Raw genomic sequence first — 16314 nt, 5'->3', positions numbered from 1 at the left:
GATCCGCGCATGAGTTTGTTAACTATTATTCAGAACGTGTGCGCGGAGCTATCCGTTCAGATCCCGGGCCTCGTCGCAGCGAACCCAGACCCGACTGTGATGCAGCTCAAGCAGTTATCGCAGAGAGCGGCCTATGCGCTTGCACGGGATCACGACTGGTCTGATCTTGTGGTCAGGCGCTCGTTTACCGCGACCGGCGTGATACCGGAGCCGGCCGAGCCGCCGGCCGACTGGGAGCGCTTCATCGACAACGGCGCGATCTGGAATAACTCGCGCCTATGGCAGTTGAATGGTCCTGTCGACGCTCAGGCATGGCAACGCAACGTCATCATCAATTCGAACCCTGTCCCGCAGATCTGGCGCATGCTGGGTGGCAAGCTCGCATTCTATCCCAACAATATCGGGGAAACCCTGAGCTACGAATACATCTCGAATGCGTGGGTGGTGGTCAACGGCGGTTCAACCTACGCAACGACGTGGGCCAATGATGCCGACACGGTTCGTGGCTTCTCGGAATCGCTGCTCGAGCTTTCCCTCATGTGGCGCTGGAAGCGGGCAAAGGGCCTCGATTATGCCGAGGAGATGGATAATTTCGAGCGGGCCAAAGAGTCTGAAATTGGTTCCGATCGCGCTTCGACGGCATTTTCGTTGTCAAAGACAAATCGCGGAAATGTTCCGGATAATTATTGGCCCGGTATTGTTACGGTGAACCCCTGATGGTGAGGAGACCCGCCCCATCCAGGGGTATGAACCGCGTATCGGATTCCGCGCCGTGGAAAGCCATGATCGGTGGGTGGCGGACAGATGTCACAATCGCCGACATGCCGAAGGACGCTGCTTACCAGCTGGATAATTTCTTCCCGGAGTCCAATCGTATCCGGGCGCGCTATGGCTCAAAGCTCTGGGCCACCGGTATGGGTGCGACCGTTCAGACGATCATTCCCTATTCAGGCGCCTCCAACAAACTGTTCGCCGCTGCCGGATCGCAGATCTATGACATCTCGGGCGCAGGGGTTGCCTCTTTAGTGTTAACTGGACAGACCGGTGCCCGTTGGTCCGTCCAGCAGTATACCAACGCCGGCGGATCGTTTCTTCGACTGGTCAACGGCCTCGATACGCCGCTCCTTTACGATGGTACGACTTGGGCAACGACGGCGATTACCGGGACGGGGCTGACGGCGAACAATCTGTCGGTCGTCGTCGCATACCGATCTCGCCTTTGGTTCATCGAAAAGAACACGACGAAGATCTGGTATCTTGCCACTGACGCAGTGAGTGGTGCGGCGACGTCGTTCCCGGTCGGCAGCAGCATGAAATACGGCGGCGTTCTTGTCGCAATGGGCGTGTGGTCTATCCCTGTCCAGACCGGCATTACGCAATGCCTGGTGTTGATCTCCTCTGAAGGCGAGGTCATTGTTTATCAGGGATCAGATCCGACGACGGCAAGCGGCTTTACGCTTCTCGGCACGTTCAAGCTCGGCAAGCCGCTCGGTTATGATCGATGCCTGCTTAATGTCGGCGCCGATCTCGCGATAATGACCACGGACGGCATCATTCCGATCACCAAGGCCGTCCAGCTCGACCGCGGCGCGACGGATCTCGGCTCCATCACAGCAAAGATTGCGCCGACTTGGCTGCAGACGCTGACGGACGTAGGCACGTCGTCCGACCAATGGCAGTTGCTCGGATTCCCGCGTCGCCGCATGGCAATTGTCAATCTTCCGGACACGGGCGGCCCCACCCAGTACGTCATGAACACCGAAACGGGGGCATGGTGTCGGTTCATCGGACTGCCATCCACATGCTGGGGAACATGGCAGGATCGAGTTTTCTTCGGAACGGCAATCGGCAATGTCGTGGAAGCTGAAGTCGGATCGAATGACACAGGCAATCCGATCGATTGTTTAGCCGTCGGCGCATGGCAGACGTTCGGGGACGGAATTTCTCCTAAATACGCGACCATGATCGGCGCCAATCTGCAATCCGGCCCATCGACAAATTTCTATCTTGGTGTCTCGGCAGATTACTCGGTTTCGATCCCGCAGGCGCTTGCGAACCTGCTGCCGACGTCAAATCCCGGAACATGGGACGTCTCTTTATGGGACCAGGCCTATTTCGTTGGCGCGAACACGGGACGAAAGGACGCTACCGCTGTTGCCACCGGGGTCGCATTGGCGCCGGTCATTCGCGCGCAGATATCAGGCGACTCCTCCACGATATCTGAAGCAGGCGTCGTCGGTGGGACCATTCTTTTCCAGAAGGGCCAGCCAGTTTGATCGTGACAGAGCCGCGGGAGGATATCGCTGCGTGGGTTGGTGCCAGGATTGGGGTCAGCTTCTCGCCGCCATACACGGCGATCGGTGAATTCAGAAATGGAAAGCTGATCGGCGCTTACGTCTTCAACGTATGGACGGCTCACGATGTCGAGGTTTCGCTTGCTGCCGACCGTCTTTCGCTTTTGCTGATGAAATCGGCCTTTCGATATGTGGTCAATCAACTCGGTTGCCGCCGCGCGACGTTCAGAACCAGGGCCGACAACTTCAAGGCTCAGAAATCACTTCAAAGACTCGGTGCCAAACTAGAGGGACGTCAACGCCTCTATTTCGGCGATTGCGATGGTCTTCTCTATGGCATCCTGAAAGAGGAGTTTCCCTTTGGTATCGACCCCTAAGGCGCCCACCCCACCGGACCCGCAAGTTACCGCTTCTGCACAGACCGGTACGAATCTTGCCACGGCTCAAGCAAATGCTGCGATGAACAATATTAATCAGGTAACCCCATATGGGAACCTGACTTATAACCAGACCGGCCAACGCTTTATCTCCGATCCCAACGGGCAGCAGTATTGGACCGATAGCTCCGGGCAGTATCACACGTCCCTTCCGACGCGTGACGTGACTGTGCCCGGGACGCCAGCAACTACGAGCAGCGTCGTTCGATATGACAAAAATGGACAGCCTATTTATTCGACGAAGCCAGGGACTGCTTCGAAAACAACTCAGCAGACCTATACCCCGGATGATTGGTCTTCGACGAAAGGATATTACGTCCCGACTTACACCGCGACGCAGACGCTTTCTCCCGAGCAACAGAAAATCCTAGACCAGACGCAAGGTGCGGAGCTCAATCTTGGCACGCTGGCAAATCAGCAATCTGCCAAGATGGTCGATTACCTCAATCAGCCTATCGATCTCAGCGCTCAAAACATCGATAAATATGTCAACGACCATTGGCAGAGCGGTTTCAACAATCAATGGGACCGCAGCCAGTCCAGCCTCAGCCAGCAACTCGCAGACCAGGGTGTTAAACTCGGTTCCGAGGCCTATTCGAATGCCATGCGTGATTTCTCGACCAACAAGCAAGCTGCATCCGACCAATACTTGGGCGACATGTACAATAACGCCCAACAGTCAATTTTGACGCAGCGCAACCAACCGATCAACGAAATTTCGTCGCTTCTCAGCGGCTCTCAGGTCACACAGCCGACTTATGCGGGTTCGTCGGCAAGCAGCACGATCCCGACCGTCGATTATGCCGGCCTCGTCAACCAGAATTATCAAAATCAGGTGGGCGCCTACAATACGCAGGCCCAGCAATCGAATGCTGCCATGGGCGGCTTGTTCGGCCTCGGCTCGTCGCTGCTTGGCGGTTGGGCGATGTCCGATCGGCGCCTGAAGACGAATATCCGGAAAATATACGAAATGGCGAGCGGCCTCGGTCTCTATGCCTTCGATTACATCTGGGGCGAGCCATCAACCGGCTTCATGGCAGATGAGGTTGCCGCGCTTCGTCCGGATGCTGTTTCTGAGGGCCCTGGCGGCTTCATGATGGTCAACTACGAGAGGGCCGCTTAATGTCCTTCAATTTCAATCCTGCCGCCGGCGAGACCGAAAGCTCTTCTGCTGTGGATCTTCGGCGCCGGTTGGCTGCCGCAATGATGCAGCAGGGCATGCAGTCGACGCCTATTCAATCGCCATGGCAAGGTGTGGCTCGCCTTTCTGAGGCTCTCATGGGCGGTCTTGCCGCTCGCCGGCAGGCGCAGCAGGAGCAGGCCGCCAATGGCCAGCTGATGGCCGCAATGACCGGGCAACCTTATACGCCTCCGGCTCAATCCAGTGGATTTCTGTCGAAGATCTTCGGTGATAATAGTGTTCCGGCTTCTGGCGCTCAGACTGAAATGGCAGCCAGCAGCCCAGCAACCACGACCGCTGTCGCTCCCGGCACGGCAAACGATATCCAGAATCAGTTCCTCGATACAGTGAAGGGCGGCTATGACGTAGGCGGTCAGAAGCTCGCTGTTACCAATCCCTATGGTCTCGCGGCTATCGCAGCGACAGGAAAGGCAGAGAGCGGTTGGTCTCCTCAGAATGCTGGCAGCACGTGGAACGACGGCAAGAATAACGCCGGCGGCATCATGTCGTGGAACGGACCGCGTCTGGCTAACCTGCAGAAATTTGCGGGCGGCACCAACGGCACCCCTCAGCAGCAGGGCCAATTCTTCCTTCAGGAAAACCCTCAGCTAATTTCAGCGCTGAACAACGCCAAGAGTGTGACGGAAGCGCAGAACATTATGAACAACGCGTGGGCGTTCAAGGGCTATAACGAGCCTGGGAATGCGAACGCCGCGCATCGTCTCGCCTTGGCGAATGGCTATCTGCCACAGTTTGCACAGGCTGGCGCTTCCACCGCGCCCGTATCTGCTCCGACGCCTATAGCTGCGCCCGCCGCTGGACCAACACAGGTAGCGTCGCTCGATCCGTCGGCCGGCATGCCCGTTGGCAACGCGCCGAATCCTGTGGGCACCGCGGTACCGCCGCCGCTACCTACTGCTAACCCGGCGGATATGAGCAAGGTTTCTCCGGATCAGATGCAGGCGATGCTTGGTCCGCAGCCAACGCCTGGCTATCGCGATCCGATGGTAACAACGGCATATCGCGAGCCTGTCCCCGCTACTCCAGCCGCGCAGGCGATCGACCAGCAGATGGCACCAGCCGGCGCCGACCCGATACAGACGGCTTCGCTTGGCCCGACGAATGGGCAGCCTGCAGCCGCCGCTATTCCGAGCGATGCCACCGCTGGCGCGCTCCCCGCAGGTCAGCAAGTGCCGATCCCTTCGCCGTCGCCCGTCGGCGGACTGCCGGCGGCGGCTCCAGCGCAGGAAGCACCGCGCGTGCGGCTCGCTCAAGCCATGCAAAGCGCTCCTCCGCAGGCTCCGAATGTGCTTGCCAATAGTCCACGTGCTCAAGCTCTGATGCAGGCAATGATGAACCCGAATGCATCACCGCAAGTGCGCCAAATGGCTGGCGTGATGTTCCAGAACGAAATGGGCAAGGGGCAGGCGCTGTATCAGGCTCAGATGGAGCAGTATATCAAGCAGCAGGATCCGCAGTATCAGGCGACGCTTGCCAAGGCTCAGTACGAGGCCGCGCATCTCGGCGAAATCTCGCCGGACACCAAGGCTACGCTTGCGGCACAAGAGCAGAAGATGAAGTTCGATGCACAACAGCAGTTGGCCTTGGCTGATCATAACCAGCAGCTTAAGCAAAGTGATCCGTTGCAACAGGCCAATCTCGCGAAGACGAACGCCGAGGCCGCAAATGTCGGCGTGACGAACGATATCCATGACTATGAGTATTATCGCAACAACGAGGTGAAGGCCGGCAGAACGCCGCTAGGCCCCTTGCAATATCAGCAAGAATTGAAGAAAGCCGGCGCAACGACCATCAACACTGGCGACAATTCTTCGAAGTTCCAGATCAAGGCAGACGAGGAAGCCGCAACGCGCATGGGCGGCTACGTCAGCGACGGAAATGGTGCATCCCAGATGCTCGGCGATGTTCAGCAGCTTGCCGACCTTGGCCCGATGATCGGGACCGGGAAAACCGCGCAGTTCAAGGCGGCTCTTGGCCCTTACGCTCAGGCATTGGGGATCAACGTAGAAGGACTTGGCGAAACGCAGGCTTATCAGTCAATCATCGACCGGTTGGCACCGAGCATGCGCCCAGCCGGGTCGGGTTCTTCGTCCGATACCGACGTAAAGATGTTCCTGAACAGCTTGCCATCGATCGGTAACCAACCGGGCGGCAACCAGATCATCACATCTACGCTGGCGTCGGTTCAGCAGCACAAGATGGCGGCTGCTGAGATTGCTGCAAAGTCCTTCCTGCCGGCAGGCCAAGGTGGACTTAGCTGGCAGGAAGCAGAGAAGCAGATCCGCCAACTGCCAAACCCGTACCAGGGCTTCAACGACTATCGGAAGAAGCTCTCCGACGGCGGCCAAAACCCGCTTCCATCTGACCATATGAATGTGCCCACCGATATTCCCGGCGTCACGATCAGGAGGATCAGCAAGTAATGCCCACCTACCAGATCGAGATGAATGGCCAAACGTTCCAGATCGACGCGCCCGACGACGCGTCGGTCAATCTGGCCGTGAAACAGCTTCAGTCGCAGGGCGGCGCTCCTGCAGGTTTGACCGGAAATACGGATACCGGCATGGCGAGGCTCATCAAGGGGGAGCCACAGTCTCAGGATGGGAGCCTATCCGCTGACAATGCCTCGCGCTCGTTCGCGACCGGTGTTCCAATCATCGGCGGTCTGCTCAACAAGATGGACGCCGCGACAAACGCTGCGCTGGCGCCGATCGTCGATCCGATGCTTCCCGACAGTTTTCAGAAGCTGCCCGGGGAGACTTTCGCCGATCGCTATAAACAGGCGATGGACATCCAGCAGGGCAAGGATGCGTCGTTTCACGAAAAGCATCCATATGTCGATACCGGTCTGAATATCGCTGGCGGGGTTGCAGGTACAGTACCTGCGATGATGGCAGCCCCCGCAGCCTTCGGGGTTGGATCGGGTCCGATCTTGGGTCGGTCAGTTGTTGCTGGTGTGACGGGGGCAGGCATCGGCGGAACGGATGCAGCCATTCGGTCGGATCTGGATGCGAAGCAAACAGCGCTCGGAAGCGGGATTGGCTTGGTAGCGGGGGCAGCAGGCCCGGCTATCGGAAAGGCAGTAGGTGCTGGCGTCCGGTATTTCACTCAGCCATCCGACGCGATTTCCGACCTTTCCGGTGCCGCGCGAAATTATGTGACGCAGGAACTATCCGACCCGGCAAAAATAGCGGCGCAGCAAGCGCAATTGGCGCGCCTTGGTCCAGACGCCACTTTGGCCGATGTCTCGCCCGAATGGCTCGGCGTGGCACGCGGTGCGGCTACTCGACCCGGAACCAGAGATGCGATTGTCGAACCTCTGATGGCGCGCCAGGCGCAGGCAAACGCTCGGCTGGCCGGCGATCTCGATTCCTCTCTCGGCTCGGCGGTTGTCCCTTCGCAGGTCGATCAGACGCTTCAGGCTAGCCAGCAACAGGTGATGCCGCTGTACCGGGAAGCCTTCGCCAATGCGCAGCCTTTCAACACCCAGCCGATTGCGCAGGCGTTGACGCAGGATGCGAGCCAGCTTCGTGGGCCAGCGCAGGCAGCCGTTTCCCGCGTACGAGGCATGCTCAATGTCAACGGTAGCGATCAGCTTTCGACAGACCCGCGCGTGATGTTCGAAACTCGCCAGGCCATTGACGGGATGCTTACGGGCGAAACCGATCCGAAGGTGCTCCGGGCATTGAGCGAAGCGCGACAGATGATCGATGACGGTCTGACACAGGCGGTTCCCGGCATCAAAGATGCGGACGCTGCTTATGCCGAGCTCGCGCGCCAGCGTGAGGCATTGCAGCAGGGACGCCCGATATTGAATAACCAGGCAACTGCGCTGCGCCCACAGGAAGTTCAAGATATGCTGCAACAGGGCGCTTTGCCTCAAGGGCAGCAGATCGGTCCATCCGGCGTACCCACGCGCATGCAGCAAAGCGTCCGCGCCGAAATCGACCGAGCAGCCGGCACGAATGCTATCGATACGACGGCGCTGCGCAATATTGTTCGAGGGGAGGGAGACTGGAACCGTCAAAAGCTCGGGATGCTGTTCGGAGAGGACAACGCGAATAACGCGCTAAATGCGATCGATCGAGAAACCGTCTTTGGCGACACGGCAAATCGCGTCACGCGAGGGTCTGACACGGCGATGGCCGGCCGGTTTGGTGATTTTCTCGACGCCACCGGAAAGCCAAAGGAAATTCCTGGCGACTTGACTGCCATCGGCGTTGTCGCGCGCACCGGCAAAAAGATCATCAATGCAATGCTAGAGAGCAATGCAGGGGAAAAAGCAGCTCGGTTTGCAAATGAACTCGGAGAGCTTTCAGTTGCAACCGGCACGCCGCGCGATCAGCTCGTACAGGCTTTGATTTCTCGCGCTCAACAATCCGGTTCTACGGCAAATCCTGCCGTACAGAACCTTATCAATGCAGTCGTGCAGGGTGCTGGAAGACAGACTTTACGATAGGTTGCGGAATTCTCGGGAGATGATGCCGAAGCATCCGAGCATAAGAGAAACGCCGAAAACAGCCCCAAGCACAAATTCCAAACCCATAAACCTCAAGAACCAGGTCAACCCAGCCATCATTACGGCGAAGATAACTAAGCAAATGGCGATCAGCAGGTTTTTTCGATCTTGGGTCATGGACGAGAAAATATCTCTTCTCTGAGTGCCTCGCAATGGGGCTGACGTCAGTAACTCGTACAGGTCACATTATTCCCATACCGGTTGCAGTTCGTTGTGCGAAGCGGGGAGGGAGCGCTCTGATTTATGACGACCGGCGCGGGCGTGTATTGCTGCCCTCGGAAGGCAAACGTTGGCATGCGTCCGTCAGATTTACCGCATTGATAGCTCATTCTGTACCACGTGATTGGGCCAGGCAATATATCGGCGATCAGGCCGCCGGCGTTAGAAGAGCTGTCGACAACTTGATAGGTGCCATGACAGGTCTTGGCGGCAGTTTTCATGCAGCCATTTGGTGAACCATTGCATTTCGCCTGATGCAGCACCTGTCCGGCAGGCGTCGGCACGTCTTCGTCTGCGGAGGAAACGCAGGAAGTGAGAGCCGCTACCGCGGCGACAGACAGCAGGATTTTTCGCATTTAGCCCTCGATCGTGCGGGAATACCGCGCGAATATCGAAGCAATATTTTCAACTTCTCGTCAAGGCGCTCATTAGGGCGCCTTTTTCTATGGAGATGCCTATGCCAAGAAACGGATCAGGGGTGTACTCGCTGCCGCCAGGTAGCTCGTTCACGCCCAACACCCTCATCCAAAGCGCTGTCGTCAACGGCATCAATCAGGATTTGGCGACTGATTTGAACGTGCCCAGGCCGGTTGTAGCCGGTGGGACTGGCGCCTCGTCGGTCGCCGGAGCTCAAACGGTTTTAGCAATTGGACGAATGCAAATCGGCTCCGAAGTAGCTCTCTCGGGGGCGACGAACATCGGTTTTACGTTGCCGGCCGCGTATAGGCAATTCGAGCTTATCCTAAGCCAGGTCAATGCCACCGCCGCGACTGTCCTATACATACAGACGTCCACGACAGGGGGCGCGCCATGGGACAACGGCGCGAGTGATTACACAATCAACAACATCGGGGCGACAGGATCGACGGTCTCGGCCGGATCAGTGGCATCAAATATTGCCTCTCTCACGGGAACCATTGTCGCCGCATCCCCCCGTTTGTCTGCGCACATCAACATTGATGTCGGCGGCAATGGCTCCTGGCCAACAATATTCGGAACCATTGTAACGAGAAATTCCGCTGCGGCAGATGTCATGACGCTCTGCTTCAATAGGCGCGTGTCCGTCACGGCAATTACCGCGTTCGTGCTTGCGCTATCTAGCGGGTCGTTCACCTCTGGCTATGCCAGACTTTATGGGAAACCGTGATGTTTAAGATTGTCGACGGCATAACAATCGAAATGACGGCAGAGGAAGAGGCTGAATTCGAGGCCTTCCGTGCCACGCTCAATGTTCCTCAGGTTCCTGCCTCTGTATCCGCTCGCCAGTTCAAGCTCCAGCTTCTCGCCGCCGGCCTGCTTGATCAGGTGGACGCATGGATTGCCAGCCAGTCCAAGGCGGTGCAGATCGCCTATGAATATTCCGGGTCGTTCGTCCGGACGGAACCCATGATGGCCGCTGGCTTTTCGGCCATGGGCTTTACCGATCAGCAGATCGACGACTTCTTCACGGCTGCGGCCGCGCTTTAATCTCCAGGGTCACAAATGAAACTGAAACTCGTCCCGGATGCGGGCCGGGTGCTTCGCCGTGCGTGGAGCATCCGGTTCATCGTCGCGGCCGGCATCCTCTCCGGCTGTGAGATCGCCCTCCCGATCATCGATCAAGTCGTCACGATCCCGCGCGGCATCTTCGCCGCCCTGTCGGGCCTCGTCACCTGCGGCGCTCTGATCTCCCGCCTTGTTGCTCAAGAAAATCTGAAAGGTGATATCGATGCCGATCAATAAGCTCCGCGCCACACCGCGGGCGAGGGCCCTTATTGCGTCTATCGTCGCCGTCGCTATCGGTGGCTATGTCACGATTTTCCCAGGGCAGCCTAAGGTTCATGATGACGTCGCGCTTGCCATCAAGACCGCGATGCCGTGGGAAGGGCGCCAGCTCGTCGCCTATCTCGACCGGATCGCCAAGCCGCCGGTCATGACCATATGCGACGGCGATACTGACGATGTTCGACCTGGACAGGTCGAAACGCCGGCTGGGTGCGATCAGCGCACAGCGATGAAGATGGAGAAGCGGTACCGGCCGGCGCTGGTTGCTTGCATCGCCAACTGGGATAAGCAGCCGCTCGCCTGGCGCGGCATGATGCTCTCGCTCTCTTGGAATATCGGGACAGGTGGCGCGTGCGGCTCGACGGCGGCACGGATTGTCAACGATGCTGCGCGACTGAGCCAGCGCCCGGACTACGTCGCGAGCTGCGAGGCGGCTCGAGCATGGAACAAGGCGGGAGGTAAATTCCGCATTGGGCTCGATAACCGGCGCGGCATGGGCGACCCGACGCGTGTTGGCGAAGGCGAACTTTGCCGCTCGGGGGTTTGATCATGTTCGGTTTCGGGATCTTCGACTACCTCAAAATCGGCATTGGCCTCGTGTTGGGCGCCGCGATCGTCTTCTATCCGGCCCGCTGGATAGGGCAGGGCGAAGGCAAGCAAATGGCGGCCGCAGCCGCTCTCTCCAAATCGGTAACTCTTCTCCGCGAAAGGAATGTGGTCAATGACCAGGTGTCTACTGCTGCTGCTCCCTCTTTGTGCTCTGATCTCGGGCTGTCAGACGCCGACACCGCAGAATGCGTGCGACGGCTGGCAGAAGCTCCAGCCAAGTCTCTCGACGTCAGTAACGATCCTGCAAACGGATCGACCGTTTGCCAACCAAGTCGCGGCCCACAATAGGTTCGGTCATTCCGAAAAGTGCTGGTGATGCTGGCGCGCATCAGCCTCATCCTCTTCTTCTTATCCGCCGGCGCGCTTGCATGCGCGATCGCCGCTGGCCTGATGTCTATTCCCCACTGAAAGAAACGAGATGACGACTATGGACCCCACAGCACTTCCCGCCAATCGGTTCAATGAGCTGCCTTCCGAAACACAGGAATTCCTTTCCCAGCTTCGGGAGGACGACATCGAATTGCTGAAGGACGGCCTCGAGCTTGTGCGCTCGACAAAGACCGTGGGGCGTTTCATGCGCTGGGTTATTCTGGGTTTCCTCGCCATTATGGTCGGCGCGGTGTCGTTCTATGAAAACGTGCTGAAAATCATAGCCTGGATACATCCGCAAAAGTGATGTGCGGCCACGCCGATGATGTCAGAAGTTGGAAGCTCATGGCACTCGGCTCCATCGTCGACGGCCCCGGCCCGAAGCGGTCATCCTCCTACGGAACAGTTCAGTTCCATTTCAGGGAAGGGCCGCTTTTATCCGGCCTGACACCAGAAGGGCCATAAGGACGGACGACGTATGAAGGGCTTGGCCAAGAAACCCATCGTGAAGTCGTTCAACAAGCTCCCGAACCGGCATCTTATGCACGGTCAGCCCCTCTTCACCGGCTTCAAGCTGCTGTGTTCCAATTGGAGTTACGTTGCTGGCAAGGAACGTATGGAGTCGGTTGGTATGCGAGGCAGGGTTAGGGAAAAGGGTCGTGACGAGTTCGATTTTTTCGGCGCGGTAGCCGGTCTCTTCCTCGAGCTCCCGGCCAGCGGCTGAACACGGGTCAGGATCATTAGGGTCGATGCCACCGCCGGGAATCTCCCAGAATGCCTGGCCCGCAGCATGTCGATATTGCCTTGTCAGCAATACTTGCTCGTCGGGCGTGATCGCTACAACATTGATCCAATCCGAATATGTAAGGACGTAATACGGACTTATTTCCTGACCGTTCGGCGTGACACATTGATCAGCGCGAAGATCAATCCAGCGATCTTTCACCAGCGATTTTGATGCGACAGTTTTCCAGCCTTCCTGCATATACATCCCTCACGCTACTGTTTCTCCGGCTACTGCATGGGCAAATAGGCAAATGAAAACCTGAGGGGTTGCCTCGGGTTCCGGCGTCATAGGATCTTATCAAGCTGCATGCGGGTAGCAAACGGAAACGGCTATGCCTCGGGGCGTTGAGACAGAGCTGCAAAGGCCCATTGAAAGGACCTCCCTGTGCGGACCTCGGTTTTGGGGCACGAGTGTTCGCACAATCCAATTTTACCGCCGCTCGCTTACACGGACCTGAAAGACCAGTGGGTACCCGACTGGTATGATCGAGGAGTGCATGCGGGTGGCGAAGGCAGCTTAACTCGTATTGGGTGGCTCACATACCTTCAGTAGTTCCAGGCAAATCGTTCAAAACAATAAAAAAATATCTCAATACAAACTTATACTTAGTTGAAGTGCCCGCCTTGGTTGAATTTACTCATGTTGATGAAAACGATTCGTTGCGTTATCGCCTAGGAAAAATGGGGAAAAAATGGCCTATCTCGAAACGTTACCAGATCAATGTCCTCCTGCAGAAGCACTAGATCAGGCTTTTGGACCGGCCTACCGTTTCGTGGATTCATCGGCCTTTTGCGTGGAACAATACTATTCCCATCAGCGCCTTGGGCTGCCGAAACCATCGACAGTAGACGATTGCCACTATTCGTCTTGCTCGCTGTTTATTTCCAAGGAAGCTGCCGAGCGTATCGCACGGATGCCCAAAAAAAGGGAAACTATCACTCACCTTGCGGAGCTCCATATACCCATTGGGTCTGGGAGATCTAAGTTTGGCAAAAGACAGCATGTTGATTTTTGGATGTATGATACATTCGATGTTTCAACCGCAATTACAGGCATGTTCGAGCTATGAAGCTTCCGAAGATACCAAGGAAACGGAAAGCTGAATTCTCGACCACATTGATTTATGCGGATGAGCCCCAGCTCATTCTTTTGAGGGATCGGAAGGTCCCAATTGTCGCAATAGCCGTTCCCGATGATAATCCTACCAAGATGATGTTTCTTGCCGTCTCTGTTCCCCAAAGAGATTGGCAGGCTTACATGGACGGTAACTGCGATCTGCGATATCTCTACACCTATCGATCTGACCGGCTGTTTTACTTGTTCGACTTGTTGTCGATGGTCGATAATCAGATTTCAATGCAGCCATTCACAGAGCCATTGCCAGAGCGTTATCTGCCTGAGGCTAGGCTATTTTCGACATATCATACCGAAGAGATCGCTGTTGAACCACTCGCGTCCGATGAGGAAGTCCTCGTCGTTGATGGCGAGTGGGACATGCCGGAATTTGGGAATTTCTATCAGCGCTATACGGATGTTTACGCATTTATTGCAGCGTTGAAAAATTGGAAGAACGCAGGTCTTGCAACGACCGCTCGTGCTTCTATCGGTAAAACATTTAGAGAAAAGCCATTTCAAGGTGGCTTCAGCTATGTCCACTTTTTCCAAGAGCTCACTGAGAAGCTGCAACGAACTCAACGAATAGGCTTAGAGAAAATTAGCTACGCATCACCCGGAACGGTAGAAATCCGCGGTGAGGACGAGCTGTTTACTGAGATGCAGGCAATAATCCCTAACTTCTTGAGTAGCCGACCCGATATATCTCGTCAATATAATAGTATTTATAAGTATCTATCTGAAAATAAGTATCTTAAGCAAAGCGTTGAAACGTATATTCATATCGATGCCGTCGATGACTTCATCAACGCAGAGGTAAAGAAGCTTTCTGTTTTAATGACAGCACCTGACTTCGATACCGTGGCGCAACTGACGGATCACCATCCTTTAGCAACTGCAAAAGTTATTATGTCGTTCTATCGAAGATTAGACGATGCTTCGGCATATTTTGCTCAAGGAAGAGTAAGCTTTACCGACTGATCAAAACGCAAATGTCATTAATCATTTTGGGCTCTGGGTAAAAGAGAATAGCGGCCTGCCGGTCAAGCTTTCTGCAAAGCGACTTGGAAGTGTCGTCGTATTGAGGTTCAATATGTGGGCCGCGCCAAAAAGAAACCCGCCGAAGCGGGCTATGAAGGATGATGTTGGACGAGGAGATCAGGGGAGGTGAACGCCCATAATGGTCTGTATCTGAGTTTGAAACAAAATGATCGCGCCGAGCAACGCTGCGATGATTGTGTAGACCGTAAACACGAAGCCCTTTGTCGCCATAGTGCTTTCGATCTTTGTCAGGCGGTCGCGCACATCACGCATATCGGTGCGCAATTCTGATACGTCGCGACGCATATATTCTACGTCAGCTTCGAGTTTCGCTACGCGGCCTTCCATTTCACCATCTCCAGACGAGCCACCACCGCTCGTATTGCCAGCACGAAGTTGGACGACATTGCTGGTGTCTCCAGGATGATAGTTATCATTTCCTGATTTATCCACCATTTCGTATTTTCCCTACGATCATATTTACGTTGTGCTGTCGGATGAAGCCGCAATTGTCGCAAGTCAAAGTTATGGCCGGAATAGCCGGCACCGCATCCCAAAATGACCGATTATCAAGCATTACATAGGAAAGGCGAGGTGGTGAATTTCGGTCTGTCTGGTCGACACTTTCGAAAAGCCATGTAACGTTTCCACAAAACGGGCATTTAGAGTCTTGGGACTTTTTCGCCAGATAGGCCAGTGCGTGCTTAACTTCTTCGTCAGTTATTGGCGGTGGCTGGTTTGAAGGAATGTCGCTCAATGTTGACCCTCTGATTTATCTATCGGGCGCAAATGCTCCTCGATCAGCTTCCTAGCCGCCGCCGCCTCGAATTGGAAGGAGATTGTCCTCAATCACGACACGGCCTGGTTTTGGTAGTGAGCCGTTTCCTGAGTGCTTGGGAGTCTGCATCTGTCCAATTGGAGCTCACCGCTGCAGTAGCTTGTCCCTTCGGTTGTGGCTTCGCTGCTTCGAGTATCAATTCGATATCTTCGGGCATAAAAAACATTGTTTTGCCAACGAGCCGATAGGCGCCGAGCTGGCGAGCTCGCTCCCGGAGTGTCCGCTCGGAGATGATGATACCAGCTTCAGAGAATTTAGCGACAAGAGCGGCTGGTGTCATCGCACCATTGATATCGATCATTTTCCCATCCTCGGTTCTTCGCCTGCAACTCGACGATGATCCTTTACAATGCAAAATCGTCGGGAAGCTTTCTGATCGGTCTGTCGTCATCCCAGTTCTCAGGCCCATCCGGGGCCAAGCCAGTGAGCGGGTCGACCTTTGCCTCGTCCATATTCGGGTAGATAGTCACGACCAGCCTCCGGAGATCAATCTGCACTACAGCGCCGACAGCCTTTGCAGCGCGAAGGATACGTTCAATGTCGGCTTGGCGAAATGCTGCTCTGGTCATGGAACCCTCAAGCGATTTAGAGACTGAAGTATTTGCTCCGATGCCGCTTCAGGGCATTCCAATCTGAAAGGCCCTTATTGGTGAGACTGATCTCGTCATCTTTAAATTTGTCGCCTGGCTGGTGGGTGACGTCTAGATAGCCGCGATCCAGGAGCTTCGCCTGAGTATGAGGCCCGAACGAACGGATAGTGCAGGAGTGGATCTTCCGGCCAACACCTAGCTCAACTAGCCGTTCCATTGCAAACTGCTCTCGATGATCAAACTGCGGCTGTATGGGCTCCGGCGGCGCATCCAGGGCCGCATCCCATGGGTTAGGCTCTGATTCCCGTTGGGCTGCCGTGCCGTGATGCGGCGCAACCCTTATTATGACGCCTTGAAACTCCTGCTCAACGACGACACCGAATTGCTTTGCCAACTTCGCCATACGACGGAGCTCGGCCTCTTTGATCAGCGCTTTGCGTGTCATTTTCCGGCATCCTACATTGTTTCCAGATGATCATTACCTTCTTCGTCATTGCATACAGCTCCGTCTCATTTCCGGAAAAATGCCTGGG

19 protein-coding genes are annotated in these 16314 nt (G+C 55.9%); 14 read left to right on the top strand and 5 right to left on the bottom strand.

Going from position 1 to position 16314, the window contains the following annotated elements:
• Positions 1-9: 9 nt before the first annotated feature.
• The 12 genes from PMI03_RS15755 (at position 10) to PMI03_RS15695 (ending at position 11719) form a co-directional block, all read left to right on the top strand.
• The gene (locus tag PMI03_RS15755; RefSeq protein WP_007694946.1) at positions 10-717 is read left to right on the top strand and encodes a hypothetical protein; all 708 of its coding nucleotides are present in this window, start codon (positions 10-12) and stop codon (positions 715-717) included.
• Positions 717-2276 carry a hypothetical protein gene (locus tag PMI03_RS15750; RefSeq protein WP_039974143.1) on the top strand — a complete coding sequence of 520 codons (1560 nt, stop codon included), beginning with the start codon at positions 717-719 and terminating at the stop codon, positions 2274-2276. The genes PMI03_RS15755 and PMI03_RS15750 overlap by 1 nt, the downstream gene beginning before the upstream one ends.
• Positions 2273-2671: a GNAT family N-acetyltransferase gene (locus PMI03_RS15745; protein ID WP_007694944.1), complete on the top strand. Its 399-nt coding sequence runs from the start codon at positions 2273-2275 to the stop codon at positions 2669-2671. Before PMI03_RS15750 ends, PMI03_RS15745 begins: the two co-directional genes overlap by 4 nt.
• Positions 2655-3854: a tail fiber domain-containing protein gene (locus tag PMI03_RS31750; protein ID WP_007694943.1), complete on the top strand. Its 1200-nt coding sequence runs from the start codon at positions 2655-2657 to the stop codon at positions 3852-3854. The genes PMI03_RS15745 and PMI03_RS31750 overlap by 17 nt, the downstream gene beginning before the upstream one ends.
• Complete coding sequence (locus tag PMI03_RS31745; protein ID WP_007694942.1) at positions 3854-6355, top strand: hypothetical protein; 2502 nt, start codon at positions 3854-3856, stop codon at positions 6353-6355. The genes PMI03_RS31750 and PMI03_RS31745 overlap by 1 nt, the downstream gene beginning before the upstream one ends.
• The gene (locus PMI03_RS15730; RefSeq protein ID WP_007694941.1) at positions 6355-8391 is read left to right on the top strand and encodes a hypothetical protein; all 2037 of its coding nucleotides are present in this window, start codon (positions 6355-6357) and stop codon (positions 8389-8391) included. Before PMI03_RS31745 ends, PMI03_RS15730 begins: the two co-directional genes overlap by 1 nt.
• A gap of 736 nt (positions 8392-9127) precedes the next feature.
• Positions 9128-9817, top strand: coding sequence for a hypothetical protein (locus tag PMI03_RS15720; RefSeq protein WP_007694939.1), 690 nt, complete (start codon positions 9128-9130; stop codon positions 9815-9817).
• Positions 9817-10137, top strand: a complete 321-nt coding sequence (locus tag PMI03_RS15715; protein WP_007694937.1) for a hypothetical protein — start codon at positions 9817-9819, stop codon at positions 10135-10137. Before PMI03_RS15720 ends, PMI03_RS15715 begins: the two co-directional genes overlap by 1 nt.
• 15 nt (positions 10138-10152) lie before the next feature.
• The gene (locus tag PMI03_RS15710; RefSeq protein WP_007694936.1) at positions 10153-10392 is read left to right on the top strand and encodes a hypothetical protein; all 240 of its coding nucleotides are present in this window, start codon (positions 10153-10155) and stop codon (positions 10390-10392) included.
• Entirely contained in the window at positions 10379-10981 is a 603-nt protein-coding gene (locus PMI03_RS15705; RefSeq protein WP_007694935.1) for a glycoside hydrolase family protein, read from the top strand. Before PMI03_RS15710 ends, PMI03_RS15705 begins: the two co-directional genes overlap by 14 nt.
• 2 nt (positions 10982-10983) lie before the next feature.
• Complete coding sequence (locus tag PMI03_RS31740; protein ID WP_052034279.1) at positions 10984-11331, top strand: hypothetical protein; 348 nt, start codon at positions 10984-10986, stop codon at positions 11329-11331.
• A 130-nt stretch (positions 11332-11461) separates the two neighbouring features.
• Positions 11462-11719, top strand: a complete 258-nt coding sequence (locus PMI03_RS15695; protein ID WP_374191900.1) for a hypothetical protein — start codon at positions 11462-11464, stop codon at positions 11717-11719.
• 111 nt (positions 11720-11830) lie between these two features.
• Here PMI03_RS15695 and PMI03_RS15690 read toward each other — a convergent pair whose 3' ends face one another.
• Positions 11831-12397 carry an NUDIX hydrolase gene (locus PMI03_RS15690; protein ID WP_039974159.1) on the bottom strand — a complete coding sequence of 189 codons (567 nt, stop codon included), beginning with the start codon at positions 12395-12397 and terminating at the stop codon, positions 11831-11833.
• 493 nt (positions 12398-12890) lie between these two features.
• Here PMI03_RS15690 and PMI03_RS31735 point away from each other — a divergent pair, with 493 nt between their 5' ends.
• Together PMI03_RS31735 and PMI03_RS15685 are read left to right on the top strand one after the other, a co-directional pair.
• Positions 12891-13268, top strand: a complete 378-nt coding sequence (locus PMI03_RS31735; protein WP_309574387.1) for a hypothetical protein — start codon at positions 12891-12893, stop codon at positions 13266-13268.
• Positions 13265-14293, top strand: coding sequence for a hypothetical protein (locus PMI03_RS15685; RefSeq protein ID WP_007694923.1), 1029 nt, complete (start codon positions 13265-13267; stop codon positions 14291-14293). The genes PMI03_RS31735 and PMI03_RS15685 overlap by 4 nt, the downstream gene beginning before the upstream one ends.
• A gap of 177 nt (positions 14294-14470) precedes the next feature.
• Here the strand turns inward: PMI03_RS15685 and PMI03_RS30725 are convergent, their stop codons facing one another.
• From PMI03_RS30725 to PMI03_RS15665, 4 genes are all read right to left on the bottom strand, one after another.
• Complete coding sequence (locus PMI03_RS30725) at positions 14471-14809, bottom strand: hypothetical protein (RefSeq protein ID WP_309574386.1); 339 nt, start codon at positions 14807-14809, stop codon at positions 14471-14473.
• Between the two features lie 389 nt (positions 14810-15198).
• A complete protein-coding gene (locus PMI03_RS15675) occupies positions 15199-15492 on the bottom strand; it encodes a hypothetical protein (protein ID WP_007694921.1) in 294 nt (97 codons plus the stop codon).
• A 43-nt stretch (positions 15493-15535) separates the two neighbouring features.
• On the bottom strand, positions 15536-15661 hold the full coding sequence (locus PMI03_RS31730; protein ID WP_309574385.1) for a hypothetical protein: 126 nt from the start codon (positions 15659-15661) through the stop codon (positions 15536-15538).
• Positions 15662-15776: 115 nt separating this feature from the next.
• Positions 15777-16226 (bottom strand): hypothetical protein, encoded by a 450-nt coding sequence (locus PMI03_RS15665; protein ID WP_007694919.1) that lies wholly within the window; start codon positions 16224-16226, stop codon positions 15777-15779.
• Positions 16227-16314: the final 88 nt, after the last annotated feature.

Source organism: Rhizobium sp. AP16 (genome assembly GCF_000281735.1).
GTDB lineage: Bacteria > Pseudomonadota > Alphaproteobacteria > Rhizobiales > Rhizobiaceae > Rhizobium > Rhizobium rhizogenes.
This window is presented reverse-complemented; position numbering and strand designations above follow the sequence as displayed.

Coding starts and splice junctions, on each gene's coding strand:
- PMI03_RS15755 (WP_007694946.1), top strand. CDS start 10: ATGAGTTTGTTAACTATTATTCAGAACGTGTGCGCGGAGCTATCCGTT.
- PMI03_RS15750 (WP_039974143.1), top strand. CDS start 717: ATGGTGAGGAGACCCGCCCCATCCAGGGGTATGAACCGCGTATCGGAT.
- PMI03_RS31745 (WP_007694942.1), top strand. CDS start 3,854: ATGTCCTTCAATTTCAATCCTGCCGCCGGCGAGACCGAAAGCTCTTCT.
- PMI03_RS15730 (WP_007694941.1), top strand. CDS start 6,355: ATGCCCACCTACCAGATCGAGATGAATGGCCAAACGTTCCAGATCGAC.
- PMI03_RS15720 (WP_007694939.1), top strand. CDS start 9,128: ATGCCAAGAAACGGATCAGGGGTGTACTCGCTGCCGCCAGGTAGCTCG.
- PMI03_RS15715 (WP_007694937.1), top strand. CDS start 9,817: ATGTTTAAGATTGTCGACGGCATAACAATCGAAATGACGGCAGAGGAA.
- PMI03_RS15710 (WP_007694936.1), top strand. CDS start 10,153: ATGAAACTGAAACTCGTCCCGGATGCGGGCCGGGTGCTTCGCCGTGCG.
- PMI03_RS15705 (WP_007694935.1), top strand. CDS start 10,379: ATGCCGATCAATAAGCTCCGCGCCACACCGCGGGCGAGGGCCCTTATT.
- PMI03_RS31740 (WP_052034279.1), top strand. CDS start 10,984: ATGTTCGGTTTCGGGATCTTCGACTACCTCAAAATCGGCATTGGCCTC.
- PMI03_RS15695 (WP_374191900.1), top strand. CDS start 11,462: ATGACGACTATGGACCCCACAGCACTTCCCGCCAATCGGTTCAATGAG.
- PMI03_RS15690 (WP_039974159.1), bottom strand. CDS start 12,397: ATGCAGGAAGGCTGGAAAACTGTCGCATCAAAATCGCTGGTGAAAGAT.
- PMI03_RS31735 (WP_309574387.1), top strand. CDS start 12,891: ATGGCCTATCTCGAAACGTTACCAGATCAATGTCCTCCTGCAGAAGCA.
- PMI03_RS15685 (WP_007694923.1), top strand. CDS start 13,265: ATGAAGCTTCCGAAGATACCAAGGAAACGGAAAGCTGAATTCTCGACC.
- PMI03_RS30725 (WP_309574386.1), bottom strand. CDS start 14,809: ATGGTGGATAAATCAGGAAATGATAACTATCATCCTGGAGACACCAGC.
- PMI03_RS15675 (WP_007694921.1), bottom strand. CDS start 15,492: ATGATCGATATCAATGGTGCGATGACACCAGCCGCTCTTGTCGCTAAA.
- PMI03_RS15665 (WP_007694919.1), bottom strand. CDS start 16,226: ATGACACGCAAAGCGCTGATCAAAGAGGCCGAGCTCCGTCGTATGGCG.